The following is a 16967-nucleotide window of genomic DNA, read 5'->3' on the forward strand; positions in this document are numbered from 1 at the left end:
TCTACAACTGGAGTACTAGGCGGGTCATACGCCCTTGCTGACCGAGCTCATGTTGAAGTCGGGCACCCGCAGCGCGGGCATCGCCGCCCTGGTGAACCAGTCGCTCCACTCGCGCGGCAGTGTCTTCTCGGTCCGCCCCGCCTCCGAGGCCCGCGACAGCAGATCCACCGGCGACTCATTGAAGCGGAAGTTGTTCACCTCACCGACCACCTCGCCGTCCTCGACGAGGTAGACGCCGTCCCGGGTCAGACCCGTCAGCAGCAGCGTCGCCGGGTCGACCTCGCGGATGTACCAGAGACAGGTCAGCAGCAGGCCGCGCCGGGTGGAGGCCACCATCTCCTCCAGGGACCGCTCGCCGCCGCCGTCCAGGATCAGGTTCCCGGCGGCGGGCGCCACGGGCAGGCGGCTGAGCGCCGCCGTGTGCCGGGTGGTGACCAGGTGCTCCAGGCGTCCCTCCCGCATCCAGTCGACCGGAGGCACCGGAAGGCCGTTGTCGAAGACCGAGGAGTCGTCACCCGAGGAATGCGCGACGACGAACGGCGCCGACTCCAGGCCCGGCTCGTTCGGATCACTGCGCAGGGTCAGCGGCAGCGGGGAGAGCGTCTCGCCGATCCGGGTACCGCCGCCCGGCTTGGAGAAGACGGTACGGCCCTCGACGGCGTCCCGTGCCGCCGAGGACCACAGCTGGTAGATCAGCAGATCGGCCACCGCGGTCGGCGGCAGCAGCGTCTCGTACCGCCCGGCGGGCAGGTCGACACGCCGCTCCGCCCAGCCGAGCCGCCGCGCCAGCTCGGCGTCCAGCGCGGCCGGGTCGACGTCCTTGAAGTCCCGGGTGGAACTCCCGGCCCAGGCCGAACGGGAACGGTCGGGGGACTTGGCGTTCAGCTCCAGGGTGCCGTTGGGCTGGTCGTGCCGCAGCCGCAGACCCGTCGAGGTGCCCAGGTAGGTCGAGGTCAGCTCGTGATGGGCGAAGCCGTACAGCTCGCGCCCGCCGGCCCGGGCCCGGGCGAAGGACTCGCCGAGCGCCGGCGCGAAGTCCGTGAACACGGCCGACGAGGTCTCGGCGGGCGCGTCGGTGAAGTCGGGGGAGGTGTCGATGCCCCGGACGAGCGGCTGCGCGTCCTCGGCGGGACCGGCGGCCCGCGCGGCCTCCTCGGCAGCCCGCACCAGCGGCTCCAGGTCCTCGGCGGTCACCGCGGAACGCGAGACGACACCGGAGGCGGTGCCCTGCGCGCCGTCCACGGTGGCGACGACGGTGAGCGTCCGGCCGCGCGTGACCCCGTTGGTGGTCAGCGCGTTGCCCGCCCAGCGCAGATTCGCCGAGGACTCCTCGTCGGCGATGACGACACATCCGTCCGCGCGGGACAGCTCCAGGGCCCGCTCGACGATCTCGTGCGGCTTGCTGACGCGGCTCATCGACCGGCCTCCTGCGTCGTGTTGAGGATGTTGACGCCCCGGAAAAGGGCGGAAGGGCAGCCGTGGGAGACCGCGGCCACCTGGCCCGGCTGGGCCTTGCCGCAGTTGAACGCGCCGCCCAGCACGTAGGTCTGCGGGCCGCCGACCTGCTCCATCGACCCCCAGAAGTCGGTGGTCGTCGCCTGGTACGCGACGTCCCGCAGCTGACCGGCCAGCCGGCCGTGCTCGATGCGGAAGAAGCGCTGTCCGGTGAACTGGAAGTTGTAGCGCTGCATGTCGATGGACCAGGACCGGTCGCCGACGACGTAGATGCCGCGCTCCACGCCGCCGATCAGATCCTCGGTCGACAGACCGCCGGGGTCGGGCCGCAGCGAGACGTTCGCCATCCGCTGCACCGGTACATGCGCGGGGGAGTCGGCGAAGGCGCAGCCGTTGGAGCGGCCGAGACCCGTGAGCTTCGCGATCCGGCGGTCCAGCTGGTAGCCGACCAGGGTGCCGTCCTTCACGAGGTCCCAGCTCTGGCCCGCGACCCCCTCGTCGTCGTAGCCGATGGTCGCGAGGCCGTGCTCGGCGGTCCGGTCACCGGTCACGTTCATGATCGACGATCCGTAGGTGAGCTTCCCCAACTGGTCGAAGGTGGCGAACGAGGTCCCCGCGTACGCCGCCTCGTACCCCAGCGCCCGGTCCAGCTCGGTGGCGTGCCCGATCGACTCGTGGATGGTCAGCCACAGGTTCGACGGGTCGACGACCAGGTCGTACGTCCCCGCCTCCACGCTGGGCGCCCGCATCTTCTCCGCCAGCAGCTCGGGGATCCGGTCCAGTTCCGCGTCCCAGTCCCAGCCGGTCCCGGTCAGGTACTCCCAGCCCCGGCCGACCGGCGGCGCGATCGTCCGCATCGAGTCGAACTCGCCGGTCGTCTCGTCGACCGCGACGGCCGTCAGCTGCGGGTGCAGCCGCACCCGCTGCTGGGTGGTGACCGTGCCCGCCGTGTCCGCGTAGAACTTGTTCTCGTGGACGGTCAGCAGCGAAGCGTCCACGTGCGCCACGCCGTCGGCACGCAGCAGACGCGCGCTCCAGTCGGCGAGCAGCGCGCTCTTCTCTGCCCCGGGGACGTCGAACGGGTCGATCTCGTACGAGGAGATCCAGGTCCGGTCGGCGTGCACGGGCTCCTCGGCGAGCTCCACACGCTCCTCGGACCCGGCCGCCGCGATCACCTTCGCGGACAGCTTGGCCATGGCGACGGCCTGCGAGGCCACCCGGGCCGCGCCGTCCATGGTCAGGTCGACACCGGAGGCGAATCCCCAGGCCCCGCCGTGCACCACGCGCACCGCGTACCCGAGGTCCGTGGTGTCCGAGGAGCCGGAGGGCTTGGCGTCCCGGAGCCGCCAGGAGGCGCTGCGGACCCGCTCCAGGCGGAAGTCGGCGTGCTCGGCGCCGAGGGCACGCGCGCGCGCGAGCGCCGCATCGGCGAGCGCCCGCATCGGCAAGGCGGTGAACGTCTGATCGATGTCGTGGGGCACGGCTGATTTTCCTCCAGGCACTCACCGGATTCGCTACGGCACGCAGTGAATCACGGCCCGGGGGCACCATGTCCGGCGATTTCCCACGACACCGGGCACGGGTCCGGCCGTTCCCCGTGACGTGCTGTCACCCGGACGAGGTCCGCGGACGAACGGGCGGGTACGGGAGTCGTTCCCCCCAACCGCCCGTGAACGGCGCGCACGGTGCGGCTTCAGCCGCGCGGGGCGTGACTCCCCGCGACTGCCGTGAACGCCGCCCACGCGGTCGGCGTGACGACGACGGACACCGGCGCCGCCCGCGGGCGCGCGACGAGGCCGGGGACACGGGCCGTGGCGTACCCGGGCGGACTGGCCGATCCCGACGGTTCGGTGGCCGAGATCCTACGGACGGAAGGAGCCGGGATCCCGGTCGCCGGGAGGTCCGGCCGCCCCCGGCTTCCCCGCCGCCGTCCGCCGCCTGGTCACCTCAGACGAGCGCCCGCGCGCCCCCGCCCCGGGGAGCCGTGACCCGCTGCCGCGGGTCGGCCGCGGCGGGCCGGGAGCCGGGACACCTCAAGCCGGTTCTGTAGGGACCCGACAGGGACCGGATTGAGGCACTGTCGGGGACCGATTCCTCGTGAGGCGGATCGGACCGATAGGTTTCCGGTATCCAGACCGCTATCGAAAGGGTGATCAGTTGAGCCGCTCGGTTCTCGTCACCGGAGGAAACCGGGGCATCGGCCTCGCCATCGCCCAGGCGTTCGTCGAGGCCGGCGACAGGGTCGCCGTGACCTACCGGTCCGGTGAGCCGCCGGCCGGCTTCCTCGCCGTCAAGTGCGACATCACCGACGCCGAGCAGGTGGAGCGGGCGTACAAGGAGATCGAGGAGAAGCACGGTCCCGTCGAGGTGCTGGTGGCCAACGCCGGCGTCACCAAGGACCAGCTGCTGATGCGGATGTCCGAGGAGGACTTCACCGTCGTCGTCGACACCAACCTGACCGGCACCTTCCGCGTGGTCAAGCGCGCCAACCGCGGCATGCTGCGGGCCAAGAAGGGCCGCGTCGTGCTGATCTCCTCCGTCGTCGGACTGCTCGGTTCGGCCGGGCAGGCGAACTACGCCGCCTCCAAGGCCGGCCTGGTCGGCTTCGCCCGTTCCCTCGCCCGCGAGCTCGGTTCGCGCAACATCACGTTCAACGTCGTCGCACCCGGTTTCGTCGACACCGACATGACCAAGGTGCTCACCGAGGAGCAGCGCAAGGGCATCGTGTCCCAGGTGCCGCTGGGCCGCTACGCGCAGCCCGGGGAGATCGCCGCCACGGTGCGCTTCCTCGCCTCGGACGACGCCTCGTACATCACTGGAGCCGTCATCCCGGTTGACGGCGGATTGGGCATGGGTCACTGATCACCATGAGCGGAATCCTCGAGGGCAAGCGCATCCTGATCACGGGTGTGCTGATGGAGTCCTCCATCGCCTTCCACGCCGCCAAGCTGGCCCAGGAGCAGGGCGCGGAGATCATTCTCACCGCCTGGCCCCGGCCGTCGCTGACCGAGCGCATCGCCAAGAAGCTGCCCCGGCCCGACAAGGTCAAGGTGCTGGAGCTGGACGTCTCCAACGACGCGCACCTCGCACGCCTGGAGGGCCAGGTCCGCGAGCAGCTGGGCGACCGGCTCGACGGCGTCGTCCACTCGATCGGCTTCGCCCCGCAGGACGCCCTGGGCGGCAACTTCCTGAACACGCCGTTCGAGTCCGTCGCCACGGCGATGCACGTCTCGGCCTTCTCGCTGAAGTCGCTGACGATGGCGCTGCTGCCGCTGATGACCGAGGGCGGTTCGGTCGTCGGCCTCACCTTCGACGCGCAGTTCGCGTGGCCGCAGTACGACTGGATGGGCCCGACCAAGGCCGCCCTGGAGGCCACCAGCCGCTACATGGCGCGCGACCTCGGCAAGCAGGACATCCGCTGCAACCTGGTCTCGGCCGGTCCGCTCGGTTCCATGGCCGCGAAGTCCATCCCCGGCTTCTCCGAGCTGGCGAGCGTCTGGGACAGCCGCGCCCCGCTCCAGTGGGACCTGTCCGACCCGGAGCCGGCCGGCCGTGCCATCGTGGCCCTGCTCTCCGACTGGTTCCCGAAGACCACGGGCGAGATCGTCCACGTCGACGGCGGCCTGCACGCGATCGGCGCCTAGGAGCCTGTCGGGTGGCCTCTGGCCGGGTGGTCACGCCCTGGCATGCGCGGGACTTCCGCAACACGTCCTGGAGGCGCCTGTCGCGCGGCGGCGGGAGCGGTCCCGCCGCCGCGCGACGAACGGAGGCCGGGTGGCCGCCCCTCATGGGGGCGGCCACCCGGCCTCCGTCGTGCTCCCGCCGTCCCGAGTCGAAAAGTTCGGCGAACCACCTCAAAATGGTCCAAGCGTGACATTCCGGATACTGACGGGGAGGAGGTACGGGCATGCGTGCGCTCCACCACAGGTCCGCCGCGCTGGCCTCGGCCGCCGTTCTCTTCACCGGGATCGCCGTCGCCGCCGAGGTGCGCGCCGCTCCCACCCCCACCGAGGACGTCCCGACCGCCTCCGCCCCCGGCGAACACCCCGAGGACTTCGGCGCCTCCTGCCGCACCGTCGTCCAGGGCTCGCGCGTCACCGCGTACTGCCACAACCCCTACCCCGACACCGATCGTGTCCGGCTGCACGTCGAGTGCGCCCGTTGGTGGGACGTCGACACCGACAGTGCCCCGGCCGACGTCGACCCGACCGCCTACGTCCAGGTGACCGGGCGGTGTTGGAAGGAGGTCCGGACCGCCTGGGTCACCCACCAGCCGGCGGGGCCTGCTCCGTCGTCGCCGGACCTCTGAGGCACAGGAACGGATAGCCGGCCGCCTCGACCGCGGCCGTCTCCGCGTCCCGGGTGCGGATGGCCTCGACCAGGCGCGCGTGGTCCATGTGGTGTTCCGGGCGCAGTTCCCCGCCCACGTCATCGCGCAACCAGGACCGCAGCACATCGCCCAGATCCGCGTACACCTCGGTCAGTACGTCGTTCCCGGAGGCCGCCACCACCGCGTGGTGGAAGGCGGCGTCAGCCGTCACGAAGCGCTCCGCGTCCCCCGTCTCCCACGCCTCCTCGCGTCGGCCCAGCAGCGTCTCCAGCTGCCGCAGATCCCGCTCCGTCCGCCGCTGGGCCGCGAGGCGCGCGGCGGAGGACTCCAGGGTGGACCGCAGCTCCGCCACGTGCCGGGGGTCGGAGTGCGCGAACCGCCGGTGCATGACGCCCGCCAGTTCGCTCGTCGCCAGGACGTAGGTGCCCGAGCCCTGGCGGATGTCGAGCAGGCCGTTGTGCGCCAGGGCGCGCACCGCCTCGCGAACGGTGTTGCGGGCCACGCCCAGCTGTTCGACGAGTTCCGGCTCGGTGGGGATGCGTGAGCCCACGGGCCACTCGCCGGAGGTGATCTGGTTCCGAAGCTCGGTGATCACCTGATCGGAGAGCGCGGAACGCCGGGGGGTGCCGAGCGCCATGGGGACACCTGCCTGTCGTTTCGGATTGGACAATCAATCATCCCATGATTCTATGATGGCGCCATGCCTGACGAGCCGCAGACCCTCGACCCCGCCGCGCCAACGGCCCTGGTCTCCTCCGCCGCACCCGTCACCACCGCGCCGGCGGACACCCCCGTCGCGGCCGGCTCCGCCGTGCCGGACCGCGCCGGCCCCTGGGCCGTCCGCCTCGTCGTCGTCGGGCTCGTCCTCGCCGCGGTCAACCTCCGCCCCGCCATCACCAGCCTCGGCGCCCTCCTCGAAGAGGTCCGCGACGGCCTCCACATGAGCGGCACCGCCGCGGGCGTCCTCACCTCCGTCCCGCCGCTCTGCTTCGCGGTCTTCGGCATCACCGCCCCGCGCCTCGCCCGCCGCTTCGGCGCCGCCGCCGTCGTCTGCGCGGGCATGGCCGCGATCTTCGCCGGCCTCGCGCTCCGCCCCTTCGCCACCGGCACCGTCGGCTTCCTCGCCGCCAGCGCCCTGGCCCTGATGGGCATCGCCGTCAGCAACGTCCTGATGCCCGTCATCGTCAAGCGGTACTTCCCCGACCGCGTCGGCACCGTCACCGGCCTCTACTCCATGGCCCTCGCCCTCGGCACCTCGCTCGCCGCCGCGGCGACGGTGCCCGTGACCGAGGCCCTGGGCGGCGGCTGGCGTACCGGACTGGGTGTCTGGGCGATCCTCGCCGCCTGCGCCGTCCTGCCCTGGCTCCCCCTGGCACGCGACCGCGGGACCAGGCCGCGCGCGGGCTCCACCGGCCGGCCCACCGCCGACGGACAGGCCGCCCCGCCGCGCGTCACCCGCAGCCGCACCGCGTGGGCCCTCGGCGTCTTCTTCGGTCTCCAGGCCACCGGCGCCTACATCACCATGGGCTGGATGCCGCAGATCTTCCGGGACGCCGGTGTCCCGGCCGGCACCGCCGGAGTGCTGCTCGCCGTGACGATGGTGATGGGCGTACCGCTCGCCTTCGTCATCCCCCGGCTGGCCACCCGGCTGAGGAACCAGGGCCCGATCGTCGTGACCCTCGGCCTGTGCGGATTCGCCGGCTACACCGGCCTGTACCTCGCGCCCGCCGGAGGCGCCTGGGCCTGGGCCCTCCTCCTGGGCGTCTCCAACTGCGCCTTCCCGCTCGCCCTCACCATGATCGGCATGCGCTCGCGCACCGGTGCCGGAGTGGTCCGGCTCTCCGCCTTCGCGCAGAGCGTCGGCTACCTGATCTCCGTCCCCGGACCCCTCCTGGTCGGTGTCCTCTACCAGCACAGCGGTGGCTGGGGACTCCCCCTCGCGCTGATGGCGGGGCTGATGCTGCCCCAGATGATCGTCGGGACGCTCGCGGGACGGGACCGGGCGGTCGAGGACGAATGCTGAGATGCGACACTGGGGCCATGCCCGTGCTCGACCCGAACCCCCAGAACGGCCAGAAGAAGCTCCTGCTCGTGCTCGGCGCGATGCTCGGGATCTCGGTCGTCATCGCCGTCATCGCCACCCTCGCCTCCCCGTGACCGCCCCGGGGCAGAGCGTGAGCATCACTCGGGCCCCCGGCTTCGCGCCGGGCGCGGAGGGGGGCTGTCCCCCGGTCCCCTAAGGGCCGGTGTCAGGGTGAAGTGGGTGGATCACCGGATGGGACCGGCGTTCCAGGCTCCGTACGTTGGAGACCACGCACCGGACGACCCACCCCACGGAGGCGGCCATGCCGGCCCACACCCGCACCCCGGCCACGGCACCGTCCGCCGGCGGCCTCGACGCCCGTCTTCCCTGGTGGTCCCTCACGCTCCCGGTGGCCGCGTTCGTCGTGCTCTTCGCCCTGATGACGCACTCCGGCGGGGCCGTCGCCACCGGCGGCGACCCGGGCGTCACCCGGCCCCTCGAACAGATCCGGCACACGCTGCCCCACTGACTCAACACCCTGCGCCCGACGGGCGGTTTCATGCGAAGCTGGAACCCATGAGCGTCGATACACCCCGCAGGATTGTGCTGCTCCGGCATGCCAAGGCCGACTGGCCCCAGGTGTCCGACCACGAGCGACCGCTCGCCGAGCGCGGCCGCACGGACGCGCCGGTGGCGGGCCGCAGGATCGCCGACACCGGGATCTCCTTCGATCTGGCTCTCTGCTCGACCGCCGTCAGGACGCGTGAGACCTGGAAGCTGGCCGTCCAAGAGCTGCCTCACCGCCCCAGGACCGTGTACGAGGATCGGCTGTACGAGGCATCGCTCGGCGAGCTCATCGCCCTGCTCAACGAGACCTCCGACGAGGTGGACGACCTCCTCGTCATCGGGCACAACCCCGGCATGCACGCGCTCTCCGACGCCCTCGCGGGCTCGGCGGAGGGCGACGCGCTGGCCCGGATGACCCGCGGCGGCTTCCCGACCGCGGCCTTCGCCGTCGTCGGCTTCAACGGCTCCTGGAAGTCGGTGGAGCACGGCGTCGGCACCCTGCTCGACTACTGGGCCCCGCACGACTGAGAGCCTGCCGGGTGGCCTTCGACCGACAGGCGGGCGTGCCAGGGCGTGACCGCCCGGTCAGAGGTCATCCGACAGGCTCTGAGCTTAAGAGGGCCGGGCCGGTTCTCCGGACGCCGCGCCTTGCCGCGCCCGCCTTCCGGCCGCGGCCGTCCGACAGGCTCCGAACCCTCCGGCATCCACACGGAGACGACAGAAGACCCGGTCACCCCCACGGTGACCGGGTCTTCTGCCGTCCGTCAGTGCAGCAGGTCCTCGCCGCCGTCCGCGGCCTCCACCTCCTCGCGGGTGATGCCCAGGAGGTAGAGCACGGCATCGAGGAAGGGCACGTTCACCGCGGTGTGGGCGGCCTCCCGCACGACGGGCTTGGCGTTGAAGGCCACCCCGAGCCCGGCGGCGTTCAGCATGTCCAGGTCGTTGGCCCCGTCGCCGATCGCCACGGTCTGCGCCAGCGGCACCCCGGCCTCGGTGGCGAACCGGCGCAGCAGCCGCGCCTTTCCGGCGCGGTCCACGATCTCGCCGGTGACCCGTCCGGTCAGCCTGCCGTCCACGATCTCCAGGGTGTTCGCCGAGGCGAAGTCGAGCCCCAGCTTCTCCTGGAGGTCGTCCGTGACCTGCGTGAAACCGCCTGAGACGACGCCGACCTGGTACCCGAGCCGCTTGAGCGTCCGGATGAGGGTCCGGGCGCCGGGGGTGAGCCGCACCTCGGCCCGGACCTTGTCGACCACGGACGCGTCGAGCCCGGCGAGCAACGCCACCCGGGCGTGCAACGACTGCTCGAAGTCCAGCTCCCCGCGCATCGCCGCGGCGGTGACCTCGGCGACTTTGTCCTCGCAGCCCGCATGGGCCGCGAACAGCTCGATGACCTCGTCCTGGATCAGCGTGGAGTCGACGTCCATGACGACGAGGCGCTGCGCACGACGGTGCAGTCCGGCGGAGACGACCGCCACGTCCACGCCGATCTCGGAGGCCGCGGTGGCCAGCGCGGTCCGCAGCGGCTCCGTCTCACACCCGGAGACGGCGAACTCGACAGCCGTGACCGGGTACTTCGCGAGGCGGAAGATCCGGTCGATGTTGCCGCCGGTCCCGGCGATCCTCGACGCTATGGCCGCCGTCGATTCGGCCGTCAGCGGGTTCCCGAGGACGGTGACGTGCGAACGGCCGCTGCCGCGTGGCCGGTTGTCACCGGTACCCGAGATGATCTCGGCCTGCAGTTTCAACGACTCGGCCCAGCTGTGCACGGTGGCGCGCAACTCGCCCTGCGAGGCGACGGTCGGCTCGGTGACGAGCGCGCACAGGACGAGCCGGCCGCGGGACACGACCTGCTCGATGTCCACGACGTCGACGGAGTAGGCGGCGAGGGTGTCGAAGAGCCCGGCGGTGATCCCGGGACGGTCCTTCCCGAAGATCTTGACGAGAAGAGTGGGAACGTCTGAGGTCTGCGATGCGCTCATGGTGCCTCCACCGTATCGGGCACGGGGTGCCACCAGCCTCCCCGTCCCGAGTGCCGGACACCCCTGCCGGCCTCGGCGGGCTCCGCTCCGGGCTCCCGGACACCGCCGCGTGCCGGCGACGGGACGCCCGGCCGGAGCCCGCCCGACAGGCTCTCAGCCCCCTCCCGGGCGTCCGTCCGGCGGCGCAGGGCCGCTCCGGTGGCCCGGGCGATCCGGCGGGTGCGGTGGGGGAGTGGGTGGTGGAGGCACGACGGGACCGAAGTCACGACCGCGCCGGGGACCCTCACCAGGACCGGGACCACCACCGCTCCGGGCGCCTCCACGGGGCCGGCCGTCACGACCCTGCCCGCGGCCGGGGAAGCGGATCGGCCCCGCCACGGTCGGCGCGGCGTGCAGACCGTGGCCCTCCCCGCCGCCTCCGTGGCCGTCCCCGCCGTCCTCTCCGTCCGTGTAGGGATTCCGCTCACCGCCCGGCGGCACGTACGGCCGCGACGGGACGTACGGGCCCGGCAGCGGCGCCCCCGGCAGCGGCGCCCCCGGGTCCCCTCTCCCCGGGACCGACCGCCCGCCGGCCACCAGCGCCCCCACCGCTCCCGCGACCCCGCCCCACAGGGCCCCCAGCACCAGAGCCGCCGACGGGTTCCCGTGCAGCTCCACCCCCGTGTCGAAGGCGTCGATCCCCAGAACCGACAGCGAGGCGTCCACAGACACCCCGCTCCACAGCACCACCACCAGGAGCGCCGGAGCCGTCACCACGGCCAGCCGTGCCCCGCACCGCCCCGCGAACGCCCACCGCCCGAGCCCGCCGCGAGGCGTCCGGGACGCCGCCAGCACGCCGGCGCTCAGCATCATCGCCCCCGCGGCGACCGCGAGCAGCCAGACGGTCCCGTCCAGCTCGGCGAGCCGCGCCACCGTCACCGGACGGCTCACCGACGGCCCGCCCGAGCCCAGCAGCGCGTCCAGCGGGCCGGGCAGACCCTTCGCCGCCGAGCCGCGCACGGCGCCGCTCCACGGCACGAACAGGCCGAGCGGGACGCCGACCCCGACGCCGTTCGGGGCACCGAGCAGCGCCGCCCCCAGCACCCGGCGGGGATGGTCGTCACCGGCCGCGGCATACCCGGCCGCGGCGTAGCCGGCGGCCAGCGTCACCAGCCCCGCGGCGGCCAGCGCCGAGGCCGCCGGCCGCACCGTGCGCCGCAGCGCGTCGGAGAACCGCCCCGGGGGAAGCGGCGCCCGCCGGGAGCAGAGCAACGCGAGGAGGACCACCGCCAGGACCCAGCGTGCCGCGCCCGTCAGTGACTCGGCCGTGTCCACCGAGAAGCCCACCGACGCCTTCGCGTCCACCAGGTCTCCGAGCCGGTCCGGCAGCAGTCCCCCGACGTCCCCGAGCCCCGGCACACGGAGCCCGCCGTCCCCGCCCGGCGGCGTCCCGGTACCCCAGGCGGTCCCGTCGATCGTCACCACGTCGTGGCCGGCCCAGGCCAGTCCGCCCACGGCCGCCAGGAACACGGCCGTCAGGACCACCACGCGGAAGGTGAGTTCCGCCACCGGGATGTACGGCCCGCGGTGCCGTAGTGAGCGCAACAGGAGGAAGCCGAGGATCGACGCCCCCACCAGGGCGACCCCGAGTGGCGTGAAATCGACCGCGGTCCGCGCCGCCGCCCCCTCCAGCCCGTACGCGGAGACGTCGCCCCTCGGTGTCACCGAACCGCCCACGGCCAGCACGACCACGGCGGCGGTCATCGGGCCGAGATCGCCCACCGTGTCCGCGCCCAGGAGACGCAGCCCCAGTGCCGCGGTCGCCGTCATCCCCACCAGCGCCCAGCCCACGGCGGCGACCGAGCCCAGGATCACCTCGATCGGGGACGCTCGTCCCCGGTCACCTCTCGCCGTCACCAGAGCCCCCTGACCGATGCCGAGTTGCCCACTTCGTGCATGATCCGTACGCACTCGTGGGCGCTTACCACTCTCCGGGCTGATTTCTCCTGCTGTCAACGGCTCGCGCACACGCCGGGGGAGCGCGTCCGCCGCGCGTCCGCGCCGGGTCTTCACACCGCCCGACTTTCGGATCGGGGACCGGGCCTGAAATAGTTCCCCCGGATGTTCGCCATCCCTGGACTCCCGCGACGGGAGCGCATCGGGGGACAAGTAGTGGGGCATGGAGTGCCGGAACTCGTACTGGAATTGAACGGAAGGACCTGGACGCTCGATCCGTCCAGGTCGTACACGCTCGGACGCGATCCACAGGGCGACCTGGTGATCGACGACTCCAGGGTGTCGTGGCGTCATGCCACCGTGAGCTGGAGCGGGCGGAGTTGGGTCATCGAGGACCACGGCTCCACCAACGGCACCTACGCGCAGGGCCGACGGGTCCACCAGTTGGAGATCGGCCCCGGCTCGGTCCTCCACCTCGGCAACGCGACCGACGGCCCGCGGCTGGATCTCGCCGCCGCCGGTGCCCCTGCGCACCAGGCCGCCGCGGCCCAGGCCCCGCCGGCGCAGCCCGCGCCGCAGCCCGGCGCCCCGGCCGGCTGGGCCGCCCAGCAGACCCCGCCTCACCAGGCCCCGCCCCAGCAGCAGGGCGGGCAGCCGCAGTTCCAGCCGCCCCGGTTCCCGGAGCAGCAGGGCGGCCAGGGCGCCGCCGCGGGCGCGCCGCCGGTCTACGGTGACCGCAGCCCCACCACCTTCCACCAGCTGGCCCTCGGCCACGTCATGCGGATCGGCCGCGCGCTCGAGAACGAACTGGTCGTCTCCGACCTCCAGGTCTCGCGCAACCACGCGGAGTTCCGCGCGACGCCCGACGGCCGCTTCGAGATCCATGACCTCGGCTCCCACAACGGCACCTACGTCAACGGTCAGCCGATCGCCAAGAACGGCTCGGTCCTCATCGGCCCGAACGACATCGTCGGCGTCGGCCACTCGACCTTCCGCATCGTCGGCGGCCAGCTCGAGGAGTTCGTCGACACCGGCGAGGTCTCCTTCTCGGCCCGGCACCTCACCGTCACGGTCGACGACGGCAAGCAGATCCTCCGGGACGTCTCCTTCGGCGTCCCGGAGAAGTCGCTGATCGGCGTCATCGGTCCGTCCGGCTCGGGCAAGTCCACGCTCCTCAAGGCGCTCACCGGATACCGCCCGGCCAACGAGGGCGACGTCCTCTACGACAACCGGAGCCTCTACCGGCAGTTCGCCGAACTGCGCCAGCGCATCGGGCTGGTTCCGCAGGACGACATCCTGCACAAGGAGCTGACCGTCCAGAAGGCGCTCCGGTACGCGGCCAAGCTCCGCTTCCCCGGCGACACCGCGGCCGCCGAGCGCGAGGCCCGCATCGACGAGGTGCTGCGCGAGCTGAAGCTCGACCCTCACAAGGAGAAGAAGGTCACCTCCCTCTCCGGTGGTCAGCGCAAGCGGGTCTCCGTCGCTCTGGAGCTCCTCACCAAGCCCTCGCTGATCTTCCTCGACGAGCCGACCTCCGGCCTCGACCCGGGCATGGACCGTGACGTCATGCAGCTGCTGCGGGCCCTGGCCGACGACGGCCGTACGGTCCTCGTCGTGACCCACTCGGTCGCCGAGCTCGGTCTGTGCGACAAGCTCCTGGTGATGGCGCCCGGCGGCTCGGTCGCCTACTTCGGCCCGCCGGAGGAGGCGCTGAACTTCTTCGGCTACGACACCTGGGCCGACGTCTTCTCCGCTTTCGAGAACTACCGCGACTACGACTGGGCGGGCCGCTGGAAGGGATCGCAGCACTACCAGATGTACGCCGCGGACATCGACGCGGTGGCCGCGCAGCCGGTCCAGATGTCGCAGCAGGCGATGGCCAGACCGCCCAAGCCGCAGGGCTGGGGGTCCCAGCTGTGGACGCTGATCCGCCGCTACGCCTCGGTGATCGCCTCCGACAAGGGCTTCATCGGCCTGATGGTGATCCTGCCGGCCGTCCTCGGCGTGGTCTCGGTCGTCATCCCCGCCGACTTCGGCCTGGCCCCGCCGAAGCCGCCGTCCCGGTTCAACGGCGACGCCGGCACGATCATGCTGATCCTCGCCGTCGGCATATGCTTCTCCGGCGCCGCCAACTCCGTCCGCGAACTGATCAAGGAACGGGTCATCTACGAACGGGAACGGGCCACCGGCCTGTCCCGCTCGGCGTACCTGATGTCCAAGGTCATCGTCCTCGGCCTGATCACCGCCGTCCAGGGCGTGATCATCTGCGGCATCGGCTTCGCCACCCGCGAGCTGCCCGCGGAGGGTCTCGTCCTGCCGCCGGCCGTCGAGCTGTGCGTCACGATCATCGCGCTCGGCTTCACCTCGATGATGTTCGGCCTGGTCATCTCCTCGCTGGTGAAGACCGCCGAGAAGACGATGCCGCTGCTCGTGATGTTCGCGATCGTCCAGGTCGTCTTCACCGGCATCCTGTTCCAGGTGTACGACTCGCCGGGCCTGGAGCAGTTCGCCTGGCTGATGCCCTCGCGCTGGGCCATCGCCGCCGCGGGCTCGACCCTCGACCTCGCGCACCTGATGCCGCCGTGGGACCGCGAGGACCCGGCCAACCTGGACCCCCTGTGGGAACACACCGTCGGCCAGTGGGGCCTCAACCTCACGATCCTGCTCCTCATCGGCGTCGCCTGTGGCTTCGCCGTGGCGCGCCTGCTGCGCCGCCACGAGCCGGAGGTCATGCGGAAGTAACCGTGCTCACGGGCGGTACACGCCCGCGGCGACGCCGGAGGGCAGCACCCCTGTGGGTGCCGCCCTCCGGCGTCGCCGCCTCGGAGCCCGTCTCGGCCGAAGGCCGCCCGACAGGCTCTCAGCGCGCTCAGTAGGCGCTGTTGACGTTGTCGATCGAGCCGTAGCGGTCGGCCGCGTAGTTGGCGGCGGCGACGATGTTGGCGACCGGGTCGTACTGGTCGAACTTGGTGCCGGGCACGTGGTATGCCTTGAAGGTCGGGTAGATGACCTGGAGGAGCCCCTTCGAGGGCACGCCGTTGATGGCGTTGATGTCCCAGTTGTTGATGGCCCGCGGGTTGCCGCTGGACTCACGCATGATGTTCTTGTGCAGGCCGTGGTAGCTGCCCGGAATGTCGTGCTTGTCCATGATGTACAGCGCCTCGCGGATCCAGCCGTCGAGGTTGTTCGCGAAGACGGGCTTGCGCGCGGCGGCGCGGCTCGCGGCGGTCTTCGCCGCGGCGCGCTTCTTGGCCTCGGCCTTCGCCTTCGCGGCGGCGGCCTTCGCCTTGGCCGCCGCCTCGGCCTTGGCCTTGGCCTTCGCCGCCGCCTCGGCCTTCGCCTTCGCGGTGGCCTTGGCCGCAGCCTCCGCCTCCTGCTTGGCCTTGAGGCCCACCGTGGTGTGCTGGTCGGTCAGGCTCGCACGCAGGGCCTTGGCCTGCGTGCTGTCGGCGTTGTACGCCCAAGCGGCCTGCTGGGTGTTCGCCAGCGCCTGAGGCTCCACCTCGGCGGCCGCGTTGCCCGGGACGAGAGAGAAGGCGAGAGCTGCGGCGCCAAGCGTGGCGACACCGGCGATCGATGCCTTGTGGGTCTTGGTCAGACGGCGAAGGCCAGAAGTGTTCGCAGACATGCAGGACTACCTCTTCGAATAGCAGGGGGTCGCTCAGGCCGGGGGCGGCACTGCGCCTCCTCGGCGGCGACGGCTGCAATTCTTAGCGGCGGCAAAATGCCCTGGCAAAGGTGTGATCTACGACCCCGGGTAGTGGATCAGCGGCCCGCGATCTTCGCCCCGAAACCCCTGCAATGCCCGTTTTGGCGTACTGATCTGTCCCTTATGCGTCCACTAGGGGTACTAGTAAGTGACATGGGTCCTATGTGCGGGCTCACATTGGCCAGGTAACGAACTGACCAGGTGTTGCATCAGCAATGCGAGCGGTGACGGGAACCCTTCGGGAGGAGGAGATGGACGTCCCCGAACTCGTGCAAGAGGTGCTGCCGCTCCCGCACCGCCGTGTACGCCCGGTGCGGCGCGGGCCCCCGCGATCGCCTCCAGCATCAGCAGGTGCGAGGCCACCGGCTCGTGCAGCCCGTCAGCAGCCCGTCGACCACCCGCACACCACGCGCCGGCGTCACCACCAGATCCGTCCACCCCGACGCCCCACGGCCCCCGACGCGTCCACCGCGGACTCCAGGGCGCGCACGACCGTGGTCCCGACCGCCATGACCCGTCCGTCCGCGCCGCCGCGACCAGCCGCGCCCGTCGCCGCCGGTACCGCGAAGCGTTCCGGGTAGGGCGGCTCGTGCGTCCGCCGACGCCACCCCCGTGTGCAGCGTGAGCGGGCGAACCGCACGCCCCGCCGCTCCGGCTCCGCCACCAGCCCCGCCGTGAACGGCCGGCCCGCGCTCGGCATCTCCGCCGAACCCGCACCATTCGGCGAGGGCCAGCAGAACACCGTCTGGTACACCCGCCGACCGGGCGTCCAGCACCAGGTCCCAGCCCCGCCCGTCCGGCGCGCTCGCCAGCGCCCGGCCCAGCTCCTTCGACGCGCCCGTGACGATCGCGACAGCCATGACATCCATCCCCCTCGGTACCGGCCTTCGCCCCGACGCCGTCCAGGGTCCGGCAGCGACCCGGCCCGCCGCCTCGTCCTCCAGGGGCCCCGACCGGGCACGGCACTTC

15 protein-coding genes are annotated in these 16967 nt (G+C 72.1%); 8 read left to right on the forward strand and 7 right to left on the reverse strand.

The genetic code is table 11. The features are described from left to right. Positions 1-24: 24 nt before the first annotated feature. Together OG393_RS26045 and OG393_RS26050 are read right to left on the reverse strand one after the other, a co-directional pair. Positions 25-1416: a metallopeptidase TldD-related protein gene (locus tag OG393_RS26045; RefSeq protein ID WP_327377131.1), complete on the reverse strand. Its 1392-nt coding sequence runs from the start codon at positions 1414-1416 to the stop codon at positions 25-27. After that, a complete protein-coding gene (locus tag OG393_RS26050) occupies positions 1413-2936 on the reverse strand; it encodes a TldD/PmbA family protein (RefSeq protein ID WP_327377132.1) in 1524 nt (507 codons plus the stop codon). The genes OG393_RS26045 and OG393_RS26050 overlap by 4 nt, the downstream gene beginning before the upstream one ends. 676 nt (positions 2937-3612) lie before the next feature. On the opposite strand from OG393_RS26050, the gene fabG reads away from it, so the two are divergent. From fabG to OG393_RS26065, 3 genes are all read left to right on the forward strand, one after another. Next, positions 3613-4317: a 3-oxoacyl-[acyl-carrier-protein] reductase gene (gene fabG, locus OG393_RS26055; protein ID WP_327377133.1), complete on the forward strand. Its 705-nt coding sequence runs from the start codon at positions 3613-3615 to the stop codon at positions 4315-4317. A 5-nt stretch (positions 4318-4322) separates the two neighbouring features. Next, the gene (fabI, locus tag OG393_RS26060; RefSeq protein ID WP_327377134.1) at positions 4323-5099 is read left to right on the forward strand and encodes an enoyl-ACP reductase FabI; all 777 of its coding nucleotides are present in this window, start codon (positions 4323-4325) and stop codon (positions 5097-5099) included. A gap of 263 nt (positions 5100-5362) precedes the next feature. Further along, positions 5363-5764 (forward strand): hypothetical protein, encoded by a 402-nt coding sequence (locus OG393_RS26065; RefSeq protein WP_327377135.1) that lies wholly within the window; start codon positions 5363-5365, stop codon positions 5762-5764. On the opposite strand, the gene OG393_RS26070 is transcribed toward OG393_RS26065, so the two are convergent. Next, entirely contained in the window at positions 5718-6422 is a 705-nt protein-coding gene (locus OG393_RS26070; protein ID WP_327377136.1) for a FadR/GntR family transcriptional regulator, read from the reverse strand. The two genes, OG393_RS26065 and OG393_RS26070, sit on opposite strands and share 47 nt — an antisense overlap. A 63-nt stretch (positions 6423-6485) precedes the next feature. Between OG393_RS26070 and OG393_RS26075 the strand changes: the two genes are divergently transcribed. The 4 genes from OG393_RS26075 to OG393_RS26090 all read left to right on the forward strand — a co-directional run bounded on the left by OG393_RS26075 (position 6486) and on the right by OG393_RS26090 (position 8903). After that, on the forward strand, positions 6486-7808 hold the full coding sequence (locus OG393_RS26075) for a CynX/NimT family MFS transporter (RefSeq protein WP_327377137.1): 1323 nt from the start codon (positions 6486-6488) through the stop codon (positions 7806-7808). A gap of 17 nt (positions 7809-7825) precedes the next feature. Then, positions 7826-7942: an SGM_5486 family transporter-associated protein gene (locus OG393_RS26080; protein ID WP_327377138.1), complete on the forward strand. Its 117-nt coding sequence runs from the start codon at positions 7826-7828 to the stop codon at positions 7940-7942. A 146-nt stretch (positions 7943-8088) separates the two neighbouring features. Then, complete coding sequence (locus tag OG393_RS26085; protein ID WP_327377139.1) at positions 8089-8337, forward strand: hypothetical protein; 249 nt, start codon at positions 8089-8091, stop codon at positions 8335-8337. 47 nt (positions 8338-8384) lie between these two features. Continuing rightward, positions 8385-8903 carry a SixA phosphatase family protein gene (locus OG393_RS26090; protein ID WP_327377140.1) on the forward strand — a complete coding sequence of 173 codons (519 nt, stop codon included), beginning with the start codon at positions 8385-8387 and terminating at the stop codon, positions 8901-8903. Between the two features lie 236 nt (positions 8904-9139). On the opposite strand, the gene serB is transcribed toward OG393_RS26090, so the two are convergent. Next, positions 9140-10354, reverse strand: coding sequence for a phosphoserine phosphatase SerB (gene serB / locus OG393_RS26095; protein ID WP_327377141.1), 1215 nt, complete (start codon positions 10352-10354; stop codon positions 9140-9142). Positions 10355-10507: 153 nt separating this feature from the next. Then, positions 10508-12250, reverse strand: a complete 1743-nt coding sequence (locus OG393_RS26100) for a streptophobe family protein (RefSeq protein ID WP_327377142.1) — start codon at positions 12248-12250, stop codon at positions 10508-10510. Between the two features lie 255 nt (positions 12251-12505). Here OG393_RS26100 and OG393_RS26105 point away from each other — a divergent pair, with 255 nt between their 5' ends. Further along, positions 12506-15031: an ABC transporter ATP-binding protein/permease gene (locus OG393_RS26105; protein WP_327377143.1), complete on the forward strand. Its 2526-nt coding sequence runs from the start codon at positions 12506-12508 to the stop codon at positions 15029-15031. A 127-nt stretch (positions 15032-15158) separates the two neighbouring features. Here the strand turns inward: OG393_RS26105 and OG393_RS26110 are convergent, their stop codons facing one another. Both OG393_RS26110 and OG393_RS26115 read right to left on the reverse strand, forming a co-directional pair. Next, complete coding sequence (locus OG393_RS26110) at positions 15159-15917, reverse strand: transglycosylase SLT domain-containing protein (RefSeq protein WP_327377144.1); 759 nt, start codon at positions 15915-15917, stop codon at positions 15159-15161. A 499-nt stretch (positions 15918-16416) separates the two neighbouring features. Further along, complete coding sequence (locus OG393_RS26115) at positions 16417-16863, reverse strand: S-adenosylmethionine:tRNA ribosyltransferase-isomerase (RefSeq protein WP_327377145.1); 447 nt, start codon at positions 16861-16863, stop codon at positions 16417-16419. Positions 16864-16967: the final 104 nt, after the last annotated feature.

The sequence above is a fragment of the Streptomyces sp. NBC_01216 genome, from assembly GCF_035994945.1.
Taxonomy (GTDB): domain Bacteria; phylum Actinomycetota; class Actinomycetes; order Streptomycetales; family Streptomycetaceae; genus Streptomyces.